Genomic DNA, 16,669 nt, shown 5'->3' on the forward strand with positions numbered 1-16,669 from the left:
AGCAAACATATGTTCGTTATTTGTGATATAATGAAAAAACAATAGAATTGAACTTCCTAAAAAAGAGTGGAGTAAGCTCGGTTTGAAGGGAGGTGATGCAATGTTGACCGTGTTTGAAGCCTTAATGCTAATGGTTGCATTTGCTACTTTAGTCATTGCATTGCTTTCTTTTACACACAAAAAATAACCGACCAGTTAGTAGGGATGGCGGGTTATAGTGTAAAAGCTCTGAGAACAAAACAATTCTATTGAGAGGAATAATGTGGGCGCATTATTCCTCTTTTTTAAAAGATAAGAAAGTTTTGGACTAGCAGTGAAGTTTTGAAAGCGCATTATAGAAGAGCGAAGGCTCCGCACTTCGCTGGAAATGAAAAGATGCTCTCCCGTTTTTCTTTATTAGGAATTAGGCAATTAAGTGGCCATGAGAACTGTTATCTGTGAACATGGCTAGCATTTTGGAATGTTGGTGGACACAGGAGCAGTTAATCATACTATATCGCTAGGAATAGAGTAGCTTTTGCGTTAATAAGGGCTCCTGTGGCCGCTAAAAAACGGAAACCCGTATTATGTTCACAAATAACGGCTTCTCTGACCGCAAAAATGAGTATGATTTCATACAACAAAAACAACTAAAGTAACATTTTTCGTCAAGATATAAAAAAGACTTCTCTCAATATAGCAAATGATGTAAAATGATGTCATAAATTTACTAGAATAGTAGGGAAGTCTATGAAAAAACAAATGATTCAATTAGTATGGAGTATTTCTATCATTTTTTTTATATTGGGCTGTTCAAACCAAACCTTTCAATCAGAAGAACCTGTAGTTAAAGGGATTTCAACCGACCACCAAGAAGAAAGTGAATTAGACCCAAAGATACCAGAACCTGAGCCAGAGAAAGAAATTGTTACGACAGCAACAATTGCGGCAGTTGGTGATATTTTAATTCATAGCACGCTTTTTAAAGATGCATTTGATGGAGAAACATATGATTTCACACCGATGTTTGAACCTGTAAAAGATATGTTGCAACATGCAGATATTACATTTGCTAATCAAGAAACAATGATAGGTGGACCAGAGATAGGGTTTTCGGGTTATCCTAGTTTTAATAGTCCGTTTGAAGTAGGCGATGCCTTATATGATGCAGGTGTAGATATTGTGTCGTTAGCGAATAATCATACACTTGATCGAGGAGAAAAAGCGATTATTAATGCCATAAATCATTGGAATTCAATTGGAATGACGTATACAGGCGCTTATGAGTCATTTGAAGATAAGGAAGAAATTCGAACAATAGAAGCAAACGATATTACCTTTTCTTTTTTAGCCTACACATATGGGACAAACGGTATCCCCATTCCTGATGGAAAAGAGTATTTAGTAAATGTCATAGAAATAGAAACGATGATTGAAGAGATTAAAGAAGCAAAAGAACAAAGTGATGTTGTCGTTTTGAGTTTACACTTTGGAGATGAGTATCAGCCATATCCAAATGACATGCAAAAGACTATCGCAACGGAAGCAGCTAATGCGGGGGCTTCGATTATCTTTGGCCATCACCCTCACGTTCTTCAACCGATGGAGTGGATCGAAACAGAAGATGGGGAAAAAGCCTATGTTGTTTATTCGCTCGGTAATTTTTTAGCTGGTCAAGAAGGAGTCGAAAGAGAAATCGGAGGTATCGCTAGACTTGAAGTGGTAAAAACGGTGCTTGGAGAAGAAAGAACAATTGAATTGAAAGACCCTAGATTTATTCCTACGTATGCGTCAAAACAAAACTGGCGAAACTATCGCATTTATCCATTAGAAGAAGTCCAAGATTCGTTGTTATATGAGGCAGCAGGACATTATGAAAAAACGAAAGAGCACATGAAACAATGGATGCCAGAGCTCCAATTTCATTTTGATTAAAAAAACGAGAGGGGATAGAACCCTTCTCGTTTCTTTTTTTACATATAAGAAAATATGAAATTTTTGTATAGCACTGAAGATTTGAAAGCTTATTCAAGAAGAACACTTGGGTTTCACTTTCAAAAGCGGGCAGGGCTTTGCACTTCGCTTGAAACGAAAAGACGCTCCCGCGTTTTTCTTATTATTTCAAAAAGCGAATAATCAATGGAATTTGATAGAAGCTACCTTCGTACGCTTTAATTGCAGCAATAATCGTAAAGACGAAGTAAGCAATTCCGACTGCAGGTGCTAAAATAAAGCCAATTAAAATAATCATTGAAATACTAGCGACAAGTCCATAAATGGCGTAAGAGATAAAGAAATTAATATATTCCTTGCCGTGATGGTCAATAAGTTCTGACTCATCTTTCTTTAATAACCAAATAATGAGTGGTCCAATAATGGCTGTAAAAAAACTAAGTAAGTAAATTAACATAGAAAACATTCTTTCTTCTTTTTGTGGCATCAAAAACACCTCCTTTTAATAATGTGTAAACATTTCATGTTCACTAATAGCCTCATTTTACATGAAACTGCAAAATATGACTAGCAGAAATTCATTACTGAATCAGATTTTGAAATTCCTCGATATTTTCCATATCAAAAAATACGGGGTCATTTCTCGCAAAATCTTTATATGACGAGTCGATGTCTATTGCTTTTGACAAAAATTGTATTGCTTTATGATGATCAAAGGCGGTTGCATAAGTGAGACTCATTCGATAATAAATTTCAGCTTCACTTTGAGGAAACATCTCTTTCATTTTTTCATATATATCAATCGCTTGATTGATGTTACCAATCATCATTTCTGTATGTGCAATATCATAATAAACCCATTCGTCTTCTGGCTCAATCTCAATTGATTCGTAATAATAGTTGAGAGCTTCGTCATAGCGGTCTTGGAAATAATAGCTATCACCTAAATACCAATACGCCATACCACTGTTTGGGTGTTCGACTTCAATAAAATACTCGAAATCTTTTGAAGCACTGTAATACTGTCCTAAACAATAATGCGATGCTCCCCGTCCATAGAAAGCAAATGGATATTGGTCACTAATCGCAATGGCTTCTTCGTATGATTCTAATGCTTTCTCGCACTCTCCTAAGCCAAGAAAAGCATCACCCTGATTAATAAAGTTTTGTGGGTCATTTGAATTGAGCTCTAACGCCTTTTGACTATATTCTAAGGCATCTTCATACTGAGTTAAATAATTGAGTGCAAAGCTTTTATTCGCAAGTGCAATTTCATTATTGGGGTCTAGCTCGATAGCTTTATCAATGACAGGAAGAGCTTCCTCATATTGTTGCATTTCAATTAAAATAAACCCTTTATCACTATATGCCCAAGATTGATTAGGATTCTTAGAAATTTCTTCGTTTATGTATACCAAGGCTTCTTCATAATTCTCATCTGCATACAGCTCTTGAAGTTTATCGGTTTGTAACATTTCGTGAAGCACTTGAATGATTGGGCTACAGCCAGTTAATAAACAGAGAACACCAATAAGGAGGGGAAGTAAGCAAGCTGTTTTTATTTTCAATGTCGTTTCCACCTTTTTTTCTTTGACGTAACTAAAATATTAATATAGCATCAGTTTACTAATATTTCCATAGTCTTTATGGCACAAAAAAAACCACTTATATCATCTGAATAGTGGTTTTCCTTTTTCTTACGATACATATAGTCTTTTTTTGTTTTTGTCCGTCTTGTTCGTAAATCATAGAACGAAAATGGACTTCGATTACTCTCGGGATTTCTTTTTCCTTCGCGAGTTTGTTTGTCGCGAAGACGTTTTGCTTTCGATTTACCCATTGACTTCACTTCCTTTACATTTTATAATACACGAATGTCCAAGAATAAACTCGAATAATTGGAAAAAATATCATTTTTTATAGTTGACAAAGAAAAATAAAAGTTTAATATATGTATATTACCATATATTGAATATAGAAAAAAGGTAAAGAAGGGGAAAACATGGATAGAATAAGGGGTTCATGGTCAAGACTTAAGTTTTTTTGGTTAGCTGTTGTTTTCTTGTGGATTAAATCGTACATATTATATAAGATTGGGTTCAGCATTGAAACGACATCAGCGCTACAAGAATTAATTTTGTTTATTAATCCACTAAGTTCAGTGATCATTTTATTAGGAATAAGTTTGTTTATGAATGCAAAATGGAGAGATGTGTTTGTTGTCCTTTTCAGTCTTTTTGGGACATTGATTTTGTATTTTAACTTACTATATTCCAGGTTTTTTGCAGATTTTTTAACATTGCCCGTCCTTTTTCAAACGAGCAATGCTAAAGATTTATCAAGTAGTATTACCGAGTTAATGCATATGTACGATATTCTGTTATTTGTTGATATTTTTGTACTAGTATTTTTAGTCACAAAACGTACATTTAAAGTTCAGCCTTATTTGAGATTTGAACGAAGTACGATATTAGCTTTAGCGATTGCACTATTTTTTGTGAATTTAACAATCGCTCAAGCGGAACGGCCGCAATTATTAACAAGGTCGTTTGACCGTGAGTTATTAGTCAAAAATATTGGTATGTTTAATTATCATGTGTATGATGCGTACATTCAATCGAAATCAAAAGCTCAACGTGTATTTGCCGATAGTACAGAAATCACAACGATAAAAAATTATACGAGACTTAATTATAAAAAGCCGGATGAAGAGTTGTTTTCGATTGCGGAAGGGAAAAATGTCATTGTCATTTCACTTGAATCATTGCAAAGCTTTGTCATAAACAATGACTTATATGGAGAGGAAATTACTCCTTTCTTAAATGAGCTCATTAATGATAGTTATTACTTTGATAATTTTTATCATCAAACCGCACAAGGGAAAACATCAGATTCAGAGTTTCTCGTATCCAACTCGATGTTTGGTCGAGATAGTGGAGCCGTCTTCTTCACTCACTCGGGAAATGAGTTTAGAGGGTTACCAGAAATCCTCGATGAAAATGGGTATTACACATCTGTTATGCATGCTAATAACAAAAGTTTTTGGAATCGCGATGTCATGTATGAGGCATTAGGCTATGAGCATTTTTATGATTTAATGTATTATGATGTTCATGAAGAGAATTCGATTGGTTGGGGTTTAAAGGACTTTGATTTTTTTGAGCAGTCGATAGAATTGTTAAAAACACAGCCAGAGCCATATTATACAAAATTAATTACACTGACCAACCACTTTCCTTTTGAATTAGGGGAGGAAGATAAATTTATTGACGAGTTTGATTCCAATAGTGGTACATTAAATCGTTATTTTCCAACGGTACGATATATGGACGCTGCCGTTGAATACTTTTTTACTCGCCTGAAAGAAGAAGGGTTGTATGAAAATTCGATTTTCATTCTTTACGGAGACCACTACGGTATTTCTGAAAATCATAATCGTGCGATGAGTATGTATTTAGAAAAAGATGAAATAACTCCGTTTGATACGGTTGAATTACAAAAGGTTCCATTGTATATCCATATTCCGGGACATAAAAACAATGAAATCAAACATACGGTATCAGGACAAATCGATTTAAAACCAACGATTCTACATTTATTAGGTGTTCATACGAGACAAGAAATTCAGTTTGGATCTGATTTATTTTCTCCTAATCGAGAGTCAATCGTCGTCCGACGTGACGGTGGATTTATAACGGATGACGTTGTCTTTACTAAAGGAGAATGTTACAGTAAACAAACAAGAGAAATAACGGACATAGAGAAATGTGAGCCTTATTTTTCTAGAGCAGAAAATGATCTCTACTATTCTGATAAACTTTTATATGGAGATTTACTTCGTTTTATTGACTAAGGAAAAGGTCATATGAAATCAATGATTTCATATGACCTTTTTTATGTTTATATGCTAAGGCTACTGGATTTCAAGCAAAGAGCGCAATGGAAAAACTACCAACAGTGGGAAACAATTCATTGGTAAAAATTAAAATGTTCAAAAAATAAGAACTATTCCTTTAGTACTAGATTTTTTTATGGTAAACAGGTAGAGTGATAGAATATATTTAAAAAATAGTTCAAAGGAGCTAAAAATTAAAATGTACAATAACAAAACTTTTAAATTGAAATATCTATCTTTGTTGCTAATCGTGCTTCTTGCCGGGTGTTCGACAAACGCCGAGCAAAGTGGTGTAACAATAGACGATAAAATCAAAATTGGCATTATGTTGTCAGATGTTGGTCTTGGAGATCAATCATTTAGTGATGCGGCTTTTTTTGGCTTAGAACGAGCAAGAGATGAGCTTGGTATTATTTTTGATTATCGCGAACTTGAGGAAACAGGTGATTATGCTGTTGGATTACGCGAACTCGCACAAGCTGATAACGATTTAGTGATTGGACTAGGGTTTTTAGTAAAAGAGGATATAGAAACAATTGCAGCTGAATTTCCTGATGTCAACTTTTTATTAGTTGATGATATATCTGATTTACCAAATATTACATCTTTGACATTTAAAGAAGATGAAGGAAGTTATTTAGCTGGTATTGTTGCCGGTATGAAAACATCGACAAATACAGTAGGTTTTATTGGAGGGGCGGATGTGCCGCTCATTCACAAGTTTGAGCACGGTTTTACAGAAGGAGTAAAGGCAATCAATCCAGAGGCAACGGTAGTAGTTGAATATGCGAACGATTTTGGAAATGATGAATTAGGAAAAGAAATCGCGAATGACATGATTGACCAAGAAGCTGATGTACTATACGCTGCAGCTGGATTTACAGGAGTAGGTATGATCGAAGAGGCTCAACGACAAGGAATATATGCAATTGGGGTTGATAGTGACCAATATTTTCTTGGCGAAAAGGCTGTTATTACATCTATGCTAAAAAACATTGATGTGGCGATATATTTAACGATTGCTTCTTTTGTTGAAGAAAAAGAACTAACAGATCGGCATATTGAAATGGGATTAACCGAAAACGGAGTAGGGTTAGCGCCTATTCGCGTCACATCGTTATCAAAAGAAGAAGAAGCACAGCTAGAACAATTAAGAATGAACATGATTGAGGAAAAAAAGTAAAAATAGAAAGGACTAAATACAAGTGAGATTAGGACAAAAAATATTACTAACCTCGTTAAGTGGAATTTTACTTTCATTATGTATGGTTGGGTTTATTATTGTAAATATGCTGAGTATACAAACCTCAAATAGTCATTATGTCCCTGTACTCATTTCAGGAAAAGATTTAGAAGCAAACGTCATGAGTACAAAGCAAGCATTAAATAACTATGCTTTTAATCCTTCTGCTGCTAACGAAGCAGGTGCAATCGATAGTATAGCGCGGACAAAAGAGGAAATTTCCTTTTTAAATGACATCGTCATGACGGAAGGGGAACAACAGCGATTAACTGTGATTGAGTCAAAGTTTATGAAGCTTGAAGAAGAAGTGCTTCAAGCATTTGAAGCGAACCAGCTTTCCAATATTCAAAGGCAGTCCATCCGAGCATCAGGTGTGTTAAATGATATTTACTTATTAAACTTAGAAGCCAATTTGAATTATGAAATGTTAACAAACGAATTACAACGAAATATTACACAAGTGATTACAACTGCAGTTATATTTAGTGTTGTGCTTTTAATTGGGGCAATTGCCGTAAATTTATTTTTAATTCGAAAAATGACAAAACCGCTTGTTACATTAGCAAACCAAGCACAAGCGTTAGCAAACAGCGAATTGTCTATTCGTGTACAAGCTTCAAAAAGTAAAGATGAAGTAGGCGTACTCACAAATGCGTTTAAGAAAATGGTTGAAAATTTACAAGCCATCGTTCATTCAGTTAACGATGTGAGTTATCGTGTAAGTAGAACTTCTAATGAAATCGAAAAAGATAATCAGTATTTGGAAGAAGTAACAAAACAAGTTGCATTATCGACTGATGAATTGGCAAATGGATCGCAAAGCATATCCAATGATCTTGGAGATGCGGTTGGATTAATTCACGATATGAATGATACACTAATTCGTAGCTTAAAAGATTCACATACATCTACTTCAATGACAGAAGAGGCTCTTACTTCGATTGAACATGGGAAGAATAATATTGAAACGCAAGAAAAGCTATTAGCCCAAAATATTGAGGCTAGTGAATTAATAAAAACGTCTACGCAAACATTCAAACAATACTTCACTGAAATTGAAAAAATGGCATCGTTCGTAGCAGATATTTCAGAACAGACGAATCTTTTATCGTTAAATGCAAGTATTGAAGCGGCAAGAGCAGGTGAACAAGGTCGTGGATTTGCTGTGGTAGCAAATGAAGTGCGGAAATTAGCAGAAGAATCGAACCAAGCGACAAAACAAATTTTTACGATGGTTTCGAAGTTAAATGAGGGAATGAGCGACATTACATCTTCTATTGATCAAAGTAATGCAATAGTTTCAAGTCAAAGATCAGCAATGGACTTAACATTATCAGCGTTTGAAACGATTGATGAGAAAGTTAAAGCCATTACGAATCAAGTACATGAAGTAGCATTAGGTTTATCGCATTTACAAGAAAAATCTCAGAGTGTTCTTGCGAATGTGGAAAGTATAAGTGCGGTTACGGAACAGTCAGCTGCCGGAACAGAAGAAATATCAGCATCATCAACGGAACAGTTGCATTCGTTTGAAAAAATCTCTGATAAAGTCGTTCTCTTAAATCAAATGACAGAAGAACTAAATCAACAATTATCGAAATTTAAAATGTAAGGTTTATTGAGACTACTGAAAAAAGGGGAAACCCTCTTTATTCAGTAGTCTTTCCTCATTATCCTCACAGAAGGCGAGTTACTTCCTGCATATACAAAAAAAAACAAAAGGCCCATAAACCTTTTGTTTTTTCTAATACTACTTGTTAGTTTCTTATTTACTTGTAATCGCAATTTTTGCTTCCTCTACAGAATCTACGATGGGAAACAGCAACTCTAAACGGGCGATATGAAGTAATTTTTTGATTTTTGGGTTATTGCAAATGATAGCTGTATTATTTTCTCCAAACGTCTTAGCAAAAGTTACAAGTGCACCAATTCCTGTACTATCGATTGTTGTCACTTCACTAATCGAAAGAATATAATGGTCAGCTTTTTCTGTAATTGATGTAAAGGTTTGGCGGATAGATTCAACACTGTCATATACAAGCTGTCCCGTAATATTTACAAGAATATAATTGTCCGTGTTACTTGTTTTTTCTATTGTTACAGTAGCTTTCTCCATTAGTTTATCCCTTCCTTTTTAAAACAAAAGTCTTTAATCCTTCATAGTTTTGGGTGAAATAAAAATCATCTGTGAATAGTTCAATAAATAAAAAGCCTCGGCCATCCTCTTCGTGTAATACATCTTCAAATGACATTTCTTTTGAGTAATTTAAACGAGATTCGTCGAACGGTTTGCCTAAGTCTGATATTTCTGCGATAGCAGTGCCGTCAGTATATTGTAAATGAATGAAAATCATTTGATTTTGTTGATCTAATCCTTTGCAAGCTTCAATACTGTTAATCAGTGCCTCACGGATTGCGAAACAAAATTCTTCTGTGCATGAAAATGTAATTTCGGTTAGTTTTGATGATACTTCGGACATAATGATGTCGATATCCATTGTTACTGGGGTAAACGTTAATTCGATATCTAACTCTTTGCTCATAGTATTTACAAACTCCTTATTCAAGTATTGTCGTTTACGTTAACTCTATAGAAATGATACATAAATCATCGGGTAATTTCTCTGGTAGGTTACAAGAATGAATTATATATGCCGCAAGATTTTCTTTGTTTTCTGTTGCATTGTATTGTTGATTGCAGCCTAATAAAAATTCTTTTGGATTGTGAATATTGTCAATTTCAGACAATCCATCCGTGTATAAAATAATATTTGCTTTGTTTTCGTAAGACAGTATTCCTTTTTGTAAAGGAGGAGATTCCATTAATCCAATAGGAAGGCTTCCTTTATTTAATTCGAATACTTTGTTATCTGTAACCATAAGTCCAACTGGATGTCCTGCATTAATATATTCTACTGTTTTTAACTCCGTATCAATGATTAAGTATATCGCAGTAAAATAACTAATGATAGTACTTGTTTTTGGAAGAAGAAATTGAATATGTTTGTTTAGTTCTTCATACACAATAATTGGGTCTTGTACTTTAATAATTAATCCGCGCAACAAAGAGCGAATCGACATGCTAATTAAAGAAGAAGCAATTCCGTGGCCCATTACATCAATTAAAATGACGCCATATTTAGATTTGTCAATTTGAACAGAATAGTACATATCACCTGATAGGTCAGAAGAGGAATAATATTCACAATTGACTTTGATGTTTTCGTTTAGAATAGGGTCACTAATGACTGACAATTGAACTTTTTTTGCAAGTTCAAGATCTTTTTGTTTTTCTGTTTCAAGTTCCACAATATTGGTAATGTCTGATAAAGTCCCGCTGACCCCGACAACTTCTCCGTCGGGTGTGTATGTCTTAGAGCTTGAAACACGAATCCATTTTCTTGTCCCATTTTTTCGGACAAACCGACAAATATAGTCGAGTTTTGCTATATCTCCTTTAAAGAAAGGAGTAAACAATTCAATACAATTTTCTTTGTCTTCGTGGTATACGTATTGTAGTGATGAAGTGCCAATCGACTCTTCAACCTTATAACCCATAATCTCTTCCCACGAAGGATTTAAAAACGTCCACTCACCGACTAAGTTCGTTTGAAATACAACATCTCTTACATGATTAATAACACTTAAGTATTTACTATTTATGTCCATAAGTTTTGACTCTAATTCGGCATGGATAAGTAAATCACTTCTTTTTTCAATAATGCGAGCTGCCATTTCGGAAAAAGTTTGTAAAATGTCTAACTCTCCATTCGAAAACTCACGAGGAATGTAATCAAGTAAACAAAGTGTTCCAATTACGTTCCCATTGTCTGATTTTAGTGGAACGCCAACGTAAAAGCGAAAACCGTTTTTGTTTACAGTAAGATTGTCAGCGAATCGCTCATCCTTTTGTAAATCTTCTATCACTAGATGGTCCTTAGATGCGATAATATACTGACAAACAGTTTGGTTTCGTGGCGATTCCTGCATATTCAATCCAAAACAGGACTTGTACAAAAGTTTTTCTTCTGTCATTAACGTTACCATTGCGATCGGGGTGTGAAAAATTTTAGCGACAAGCTCTGTCAATTGATCAAGCTCTTTGTCAGGTGTGCTTTCGACGATATTCATCTCATATAATTCTAATAATCGATTAATTTCTTCAGTCTTGGATGAAAATAAAGTTGCGCTTGAGAAACTTTCTACGAGTTTTTTTATTTTTCTAATCATAATTACCCTCATATCGTCGAATTTTGTCTAAAAAGTCTGTTAAAATAATAGTATAAAACTAATAGATAAATAGCAACATATAATAAAAAATAAACGGAAAACATTTATTGATAGGTCAATATATTCAGTTGTTTCTACTTTATATCTTCAAACTTTTTTCATCATTTTTTCATAATATAAGGGTATGATTACAATAAGAAAAAATAAAGGGTGAAAAGGATGAAATTTACTCTTTTTTGATCGGTCATACGGTATTCATTTATTATATAAATAGGGATGTAGACCTGTTAAGGAGATAGAATTTTTGTCTATGAAGTGAACCAACTTGATTAATGGAGGAAACAAGATGGAAGCAAAACGAATTTTAGTTGTAGATGATGAACAGGAAATGCGAACGCTCTTGACCATTTGTTTACAACCACATCAGTTTCTCGTTCAAGAAGCAGCCTCAGGTGAAGAAGCGATTCATATTCTAATGGAATCGACGTTTGACCTTGTATTGCTTGATATTATGATGCCTGGAATGGATGGGTTTGACGTATTAAAAGAAATTAGGCAGGTCATTGATGAAGACTTACCTGTTATTTTATTAACAGCTCTTGGAGATTCAGAAAAGATTGTTTCAGGTCTGCAGCAAGGTGGAGATGATTATATTGTCAAACCGTTTGAGCCAAAGGAATTAGTAGCTAGAGTAGACGCTGTTCTTCGTCGAACGAAACGCAAGGTGGAGGCTAGCCCTGACTCTTTCCACATTCATGAGTTAGTGTTTTATCCAGATAAAGCGAAAGTCAGTTATTTGAACGAAGCCATTCCTTTAACGAAAAAAGAGCTGAATTTGCTCATTCGGTTGGCGACAAACCCTGGGAGAGTTTTTAGTCGGGAACATTTATTAGAATTAGAGTGGGATGATTTTTATGAAGGTGATCAACGTACAGTTGACGCTCATATAAAAAACATTCGTGAAAAATTAAAGTCTTCAGGTTATCCAAAAGCAATCATCGAAACGATTTGGGGTATTGGATATCAAATGATAGAAGAATCATGAACAAAATGAAACAGCGTTTATCTACTAAAATTACTTGGATTGTTGTCGGACTGATGTTTTTAGTTATTTCTATCATGACCTATGCATCTTATATGATTGCGAAAGAGCTGTATAGTGAAAATGTAACAGAAAATTTAACCCATCGAATTATAACCCATGCAGCAGTGATAGAAAATGATTTTGATCTTCGTGCCATTAATCATGTATTATTAATGGAACAAAAACAAGATGTCCATCTCACCTTGTTTGACCGTGAGTTAGCGGTAGTTGTAAAATCCGCTCATATTGAAGAAGGTTGGATTGACGTCTATCGAAACTGGGTAAGAGATCAAATTCAAACTCAACATGAATTTCCGATTGTAGAAGAAGTAGATTCAGGGAACTTTCATATCCCACATACATGGGCACTTCAACCGATTGTTGTGAACGGTCAAGCACATGGCTATTTATTTATTGACCAAGATACAGAACCTTTTGAATATACGAAATATAAATTGTTAATTTTATTATTGCTTATGGCAGCGATTACGTTTGTCATAGGTTTATTATTGACGTTATATATTACAAATAAAATCTCGCAACCTTTAACTGAAATGGGTGAAGTGACCCATCATATAGCCAAAGGAGATTTTGATAAAATATTATCAATTAAACAAGAGGATGAAGTAGGACAATTGGCTCAAGATATTCAATTGATGACAAAACAGTTAAAAGAATATCGGGATTCACGGCAGCAATTTATTTCAAACATTTCACATGATTTACGCACACCGATTACGTATATTAAAGGCTATTCTGCAATTTTAAAGGATACAAATGGACTTGATGAAGAGACCAAAAAGCGGACGTTACATGTTATATATGATGAAGCCACAAGAATGGAACATCTCGTTAGTGACTTGTTTCAGTTAACAAAACTGGAAGAAGGTCAAATTCAATTAAAAAAAGAAGATACAGCTTTAATTCCATGGTTAATGGATATGGTGGCAAGTCGACAATTATTGTTTAAAGAAAAAGCGCTCCAATGTACAGTAAACAAGAAGGCAAAGTCGATTCATGTTCAACTTGACCAACATCGAATGGGACAAGCAATGATTAATTTATTAGAAAATAGTATTCGTTATACGGATCCAGGTGGAAAAATTGAAATTGATGTAACAGAAAATGAGAATCATGTTATGATTTCGGTTCAAGATACAGGACAAGGTATTCCTGAACAAGATTTACCATTTATATGGGACCGTTTTTACCGTGTAGATAAATCTCGCTCTAGCAAAAGTGGCGGAAGTGGATTAGGGCTTGCCATTGTTAAACAAGTTGTTGAACTGCATAAAGGGAATATTGATGTTACAAGTAAAGAAGGTGTCGGTACGACATTTACGTTGTCATTACCGAAAAGTGAATTGTAGGATGGATGCATAAAAGGGTTCCTTTTGTGCATTTTTTCTTTTTATAGGTTGTTTTCATAGCATCATACTAGTTGATTTTGGTATGATAATCTTTATGGACACATCAGGAAAAAAAGAGGGGAAATGCTAGATGACAAACCAACTTCCATTTTCAATAGGGAAAACCGACCGTTTTTTTGATAAATTAGGTGATTATATAGGCGATGTCTTCTACGACATATTGCCAGAGCATGGGTATGAAGTGCGCGATGAACAAATTTATATGGCATTTCAGATCGAAAAGGCTTTTAAAGATAAAAGCATTGTGTTTGCCGAAGCAGGTGTTGGGACAGGAAAAACATTTGTTTATTTATTATATGCTGTATGTTATGCACGTTATATGAGAAAACCAGCTATTATTTCCTGTGCGGATGAAACGTTGATTGAGCAAATTGTGAAAGAAGGGGGAGATATCGAGAAGCTTGAGGAAGCGTTAGGATTAAAAATCGATGTGAGATTAGCGAAGGCACGTGAACAGTATGTCTGTGTTAAAAAATTGGATATGTTAATTCATGAAACGGATGAGGATGAAATCATTCAAGTACATGAGCAAATACCGAGCTTTGTTTTTAATACGTCCGCCTCTATGAACGCTTTTTCTCGATACGGGGACCGAAAAGAATATCCTTGGGTATCCAATGAGAAATGGGAGTCAATAGCATGGGACCCACTGCAGCAATGCTCTACATGTGATTGGAGACATCGCTGTGGTCAAACGTTACATCGTAACTATTACCGTGAAAGTGTGGACTTAATTGTTTGTTCCCATGATTTTTATATGGAACATGTTTGGACAAAGGAATCACGAAAGCGGGAAGGGCAGCTGACTCTTCTTCCTGAAGCGAGTTGTGTCGTCTTCGATGAAGGACATGTGTTAGAATTTGCTGCACAAAAAGGATTAACATACCGTTTCCACGCTGAAACATTAACAACGATGCTTACGGCCTATATTCAACAAAATGTAAGGGAAGAATCGTTGCTTTTAATTGAAGACATTTTAATGTTACATGATGAGTGGTTTGATCTGTTAACAGAAACAGCCGTTCCAGCGATTGGGTCGAACCGGAATGAAGTGCCGCGATCACAAGCAATGGTTAGTCTCGTCCAAAACATGAACGAAAAAGTGCAACAGTTGCTAGAACAACTCGTATTTGATGCTGAAATGTTTACAATTGATGATTATCATTTGAAAATTATTGAGGAGTATTTGGAGTTTTTCTCTTATGGCTTAGCTATTTTGTTGAAGGATGATGAAGGAATATTTTGGCTGGAAAACACAGATTCGGGTTCAACATTTGTCATTATGCCAAGACTTGTTGAAGATGTGTTAAAGAAAGAAGTATTCTCACAACAGATTCCTTTTATTTTCTCGTCAGCTACGTTATCTAAAGCTGGAGATTTTACTTATATTTCGAAAAGCCTAGGAATTCCTGATTTCCTTTCGTTTACTGTTGATTCCCCATTTAATTATAAAGAGCAAATGACGTTATCTGGTCATATTGAAACAACAGAACGAGACAAATGGGAAGAAATAGGACAGACATTACGACAAAATGGCGGGAGTACTCTTGTCTTATTTTCTTCATTTGAAGAAATGAGTCGATTCCGTCAATGGGCAAATACCGAGAACTGGGATTTTACGATTTTGTATGAAGGTGACCGTGAAATTAGTCAAGCTGTTAAAGAATTTCAACAAGAAAAAGAGACAGTACTTTGTTCTTATCATTTATGGGAAGGATTGGATGTGCCAGGTGAATCATTAAGCCAGGTCGTTATCGCATCTTTACCGTTTCCGCCAAATGATCCTGTTTTCCAAGCGAAAAGAAACCATGTTCAAAATCCAATGGCCCAAGTGGATACTCCTTATATGTTATTGCGACTTCGCCAAGGTGTAGGACGATTAATTCGGAGTCAACATGATAAAGGAATGGTTCATATTTGGATGCTTGATGAACAACAAAAGTTATACGGACAAGAAATTCAAGAAGTTTTCCCAGTTGAAATCATGTGGAAAAAATAATAATGAAGAGCTTTCGCTTCGGTGGAAGCTCATTTTTTTTTGAAACAAATGTGTAAAAAAGTAAAAAGTGGAAAAGTGACTATTATTAATGAGGGAAATATTGTAATATATAGACGAATATACGTTCTATTTTGCTATAAAAATAACAAAAATGATAATGGGGGATACAAATGAACGCAATCGTGAAATCAAAAAAGATTCATCTTCCTGAAATGAAAATCGCGGCTTTTCCAATTTTAACCACAAATGAAAATGAAATGTCGGGACAAGGAAAAATCCAAAATGAATGGCAGTTATTTTATCAAGAAAAACGTAGTCAACAAATTCATAATAAAAAAAATTTGTCAGTCTACGCTATTTATACAAACTATGAATTAGATGAAAATGGACTATACACATTTGCTATAGGACATGAAGTTGTTGATAATAATTCAAATCAAGTGCCTCTTTTTAATATCCCTGAATGTACGTATGAAGTGTTTACAACAAAGATCGGACCGGTTTCAGAAGTTGTCCAGGAAGCATGGATTGATATTTGGGAATGGTCAAAAAAAAATGAACGTGCGTTTATCACTGATTTTGAAGTGTATGATGAAAGAGCAAGTAACCCTGATGAAGCACAAGTTGATATTTATATTTCTGTGAAATAACAAAACATAAAGAACAAGAAAAATACTAGCTATTTAAGAAGAACTAGTATTTTTCTTATACGATTTAACAAAAAAAGAAAAGTTCACAAATTTGTCCGAGCAAATAAAATGTTCATATTCCGTTCGTTGACTTGTAACTAGAACAAGAATAAGATAAAAATGTAATAGTTTGTGAATAACTGAGCAAGATTAATGGTAAGGAGGGG

General features: G+C 34.7%; 15 protein-coding genes. 9 read left to right on the top strand and 6 right to left on the bottom strand.

Translation table 11 applies throughout. From position 1 onward, the window contains the following. Positions 1-82 precede the first annotated feature (82 nt). Together T323_RS29360 and T323_RS0104715 are read left to right on the top strand one after the other, a co-directional pair. Positions 83-187, top strand: a complete 105-nt coding sequence (locus T323_RS29360; protein ID WP_245613684.1) for a putative holin-like toxin — start codon at positions 83-85, stop codon at positions 185-187. A 542-nt stretch (positions 188-729) separates the two neighbouring features. Further along, positions 730-1,914, top strand: coding sequence for a CapA family protein (locus tag T323_RS0104715; RefSeq protein ID WP_026672234.1), 1,185 nt, complete (start codon positions 730-732; stop codon positions 1,912-1,914). Between the two features lie 181 nt (positions 1,915-2,095). Here the strand turns inward: T323_RS0104715 and T323_RS0104720 are convergent, their stop codons facing one another. From T323_RS0104720 to brfA, 3 genes are all read right to left on the bottom strand, one after another. Further along, the gene (locus tag T323_RS0104720) at positions 2,096-2,419 is read right to left on the bottom strand and encodes a DUF4870 domain-containing protein (protein ID WP_026672235.1); all 324 of its coding nucleotides are present in this window, start codon (positions 2,417-2,419) and stop codon (positions 2,096-2,098) included. A gap of 94 nt (positions 2,420-2,513) precedes the next feature. Then, positions 2,514-3,500 (bottom strand): tetratricopeptide repeat protein, encoded by a 987-nt coding sequence (locus tag T323_RS0104725; protein ID WP_026672236.1) that lies wholly within the window; start codon positions 3,498-3,500, stop codon positions 2,514-2,516. Between the two features lie 50 nt (positions 3,501-3,550). After that, complete coding sequence (brfA, locus tag T323_RS0104730) at positions 3,551-3,772, bottom strand: ribosome rescue factor BrfA (RefSeq protein WP_026672237.1); 222 nt, start codon at positions 3,770-3,772, stop codon at positions 3,551-3,553. Positions 3,773-3,934: 162 nt separating this feature from the next. On the opposite strand from brfA, the gene T323_RS0104735 reads away from it, so the two are divergent. From T323_RS0104735 to T323_RS0104745, 3 genes are all read left to right on the top strand, one after another. After that, on the top strand, positions 3,935-5,785 hold the full coding sequence (locus T323_RS0104735; protein ID WP_026672238.1) for an LTA synthase family protein: 1,851 nt from the start codon (positions 3,935-3,937) through the stop codon (positions 5,783-5,785). A gap of 241 nt (positions 5,786-6,026) precedes the next feature. Beyond that, positions 6,027-7,010 carry a BMP family lipoprotein gene (locus T323_RS0104740; protein WP_051556370.1) on the top strand — a complete coding sequence of 328 codons (984 nt, stop codon included), beginning with the start codon at positions 6,027-6,029 and terminating at the stop codon, positions 7,008-7,010. A gap of 22 nt (positions 7,011-7,032) precedes the next feature. Then, the gene (locus tag T323_RS0104745; protein ID WP_026672240.1) at positions 7,033-8,682 is read left to right on the top strand and encodes a methyl-accepting chemotaxis protein; all 1,650 of its coding nucleotides are present in this window, start codon (positions 7,033-7,035) and stop codon (positions 8,680-8,682) included. Positions 8,683-8,835: 153 nt separating this feature from the next. Here T323_RS0104745 and T323_RS0104750 read toward each other — a convergent pair whose 3' ends face one another. From T323_RS0104750 to T323_RS27800, 3 genes are read right to left on the bottom strand one after another with little or no spacing between them, the layout of a single operon-like run. Beyond that, positions 8,836-9,186, bottom strand: coding sequence for an STAS domain-containing protein (locus T323_RS0104750; RefSeq protein ID WP_026672241.1), 351 nt, complete (start codon positions 9,184-9,186; stop codon positions 8,836-8,838). A gap of 4 nt (positions 9,187-9,190) precedes the next feature. After that, the gene (locus tag T323_RS0104755; protein ID WP_026672242.1) at positions 9,191-9,613 is read right to left on the bottom strand and encodes an ATP-binding protein; all 423 of its coding nucleotides are present in this window, start codon (positions 9,611-9,613) and stop codon (positions 9,191-9,193) included. A 34-nt stretch (positions 9,614-9,647) separates the two neighbouring features. Beyond that, positions 9,648-11,300 carry a SpoIIE family protein phosphatase gene (locus T323_RS27800; protein ID WP_051556371.1) on the bottom strand — a complete coding sequence of 551 codons (1,653 nt, stop codon included), beginning with the start codon at positions 11,298-11,300 and terminating at the stop codon, positions 9,648-9,650. A 346-nt stretch (positions 11,301-11,646) separates the two neighbouring features. On the opposite strand from T323_RS27800, the gene T323_RS0104765 reads away from it, so the two are divergent. The 4 genes from T323_RS0104765 to T323_RS0104785 all read left to right on the top strand — a co-directional run bounded on the left by T323_RS0104765 (position 11,647) and on the right by T323_RS0104785 (position 16,463). Then, a complete protein-coding gene (locus tag T323_RS0104765) occupies positions 11,647-12,345 on the top strand; it encodes a response regulator transcription factor (RefSeq protein WP_026672243.1) in 699 nt (232 codons plus the stop codon). Beyond that, positions 12,342-13,754, top strand: a complete 1,413-nt coding sequence (locus tag T323_RS0104770; RefSeq protein WP_051556372.1) for a HAMP domain-containing sensor histidine kinase — start codon at positions 12,342-12,344, stop codon at positions 13,752-13,754. The genes T323_RS0104765 and T323_RS0104770 overlap by 4 nt, the downstream gene beginning before the upstream one ends. 130 nt (positions 13,755-13,884) lie before the next feature. Further along, the gene (locus T323_RS0104775) at positions 13,885-15,813 is read left to right on the top strand and encodes an ATP-dependent DNA helicase (protein WP_026672245.1); all 1,929 of its coding nucleotides are present in this window, start codon (positions 13,885-13,887) and stop codon (positions 15,811-15,813) included. Positions 15,814-15,983: 170 nt separating this feature from the next. Next, positions 15,984-16,463: a GyrI-like domain-containing protein gene (locus T323_RS0104785; RefSeq protein WP_084309109.1), complete on the top strand. Its 480-nt coding sequence runs from the start codon at positions 15,984-15,986 to the stop codon at positions 16,461-16,463. Positions 16,464-16,669 lie beyond the last annotated feature (206 nt).

This window comes from Alkalihalobacillus bogoriensis ATCC BAA-922, assembly GCF_000621445.1.
Taxonomy (GTDB): domain Bacteria; phylum Bacillota; class Bacilli; order Bacillales; family Bacillaceae_F; genus Bacillus_AO; species Bacillus_AO bogoriense.

Coding starts and splice junctions, on each gene's coding strand:
- T323_RS0104765 (WP_026672243.1), top strand. CDS start 11,647: ATGGAAGCAAAACGAATTTTAGTTGTAGATGATGAACAGGAAATGCGA.
- T323_RS0104735 (WP_026672238.1), top strand. CDS start 3,935: ATGGATAGAATAAGGGGTTCATGGTCAAGACTTAAGTTTTTTTGGTTA.
- T323_RS0104740 (WP_051556370.1), top strand. CDS start 6,027: ATGTACAATAACAAAACTTTTAAATTGAAATATCTATCTTTGTTGCTA.
- T323_RS0104720 (WP_026672235.1), bottom strand. CDS start 2,419: ATGCCACAAAAAGAAGAAAGAATGTTTTCTATGTTAATTTACTTACTT.
- brfA (WP_026672237.1), bottom strand. CDS start 3,772: ATGGGTAAATCGAAAGCAAAACGTCTTCGCGACAAACAAACTCGCGAA.
- T323_RS27800 (WP_051556371.1), bottom strand. CDS start 11,300: ATGATTAGAAAAATAAAAAAACTCGTAGAAAGTTTCTCAAGCGCAACT.
- T323_RS0104775 (WP_026672245.1), top strand. CDS start 13,885: ATGACAAACCAACTTCCATTTTCAATAGGGAAAACCGACCGTTTTTTT.
- T323_RS0104755 (WP_026672242.1), bottom strand. CDS start 9,613: ATGAGCAAAGAGTTAGATATCGAATTAACGTTTACCCCAGTAACAATG.
- T323_RS0104770 (WP_051556372.1), top strand. CDS start 12,342: ATGAACAAAATGAAACAGCGTTTATCTACTAAAATTACTTGGATTGTT.
- T323_RS0104715 (WP_026672234.1), top strand. CDS start 730: ATGAAAAAACAAATGATTCAATTAGTATGGAGTATTTCTATCATTTTT.
- T323_RS0104785 (WP_084309109.1), top strand. CDS start 15,984: ATGAACGCAATCGTGAAATCAAAAAAGATTCATCTTCCTGAAATGAAA.
- T323_RS0104750 (WP_026672241.1), bottom strand. CDS start 9,186: ATGGAGAAAGCTACTGTAACAATAGAAAAAACAAGTAACACGGACAAT.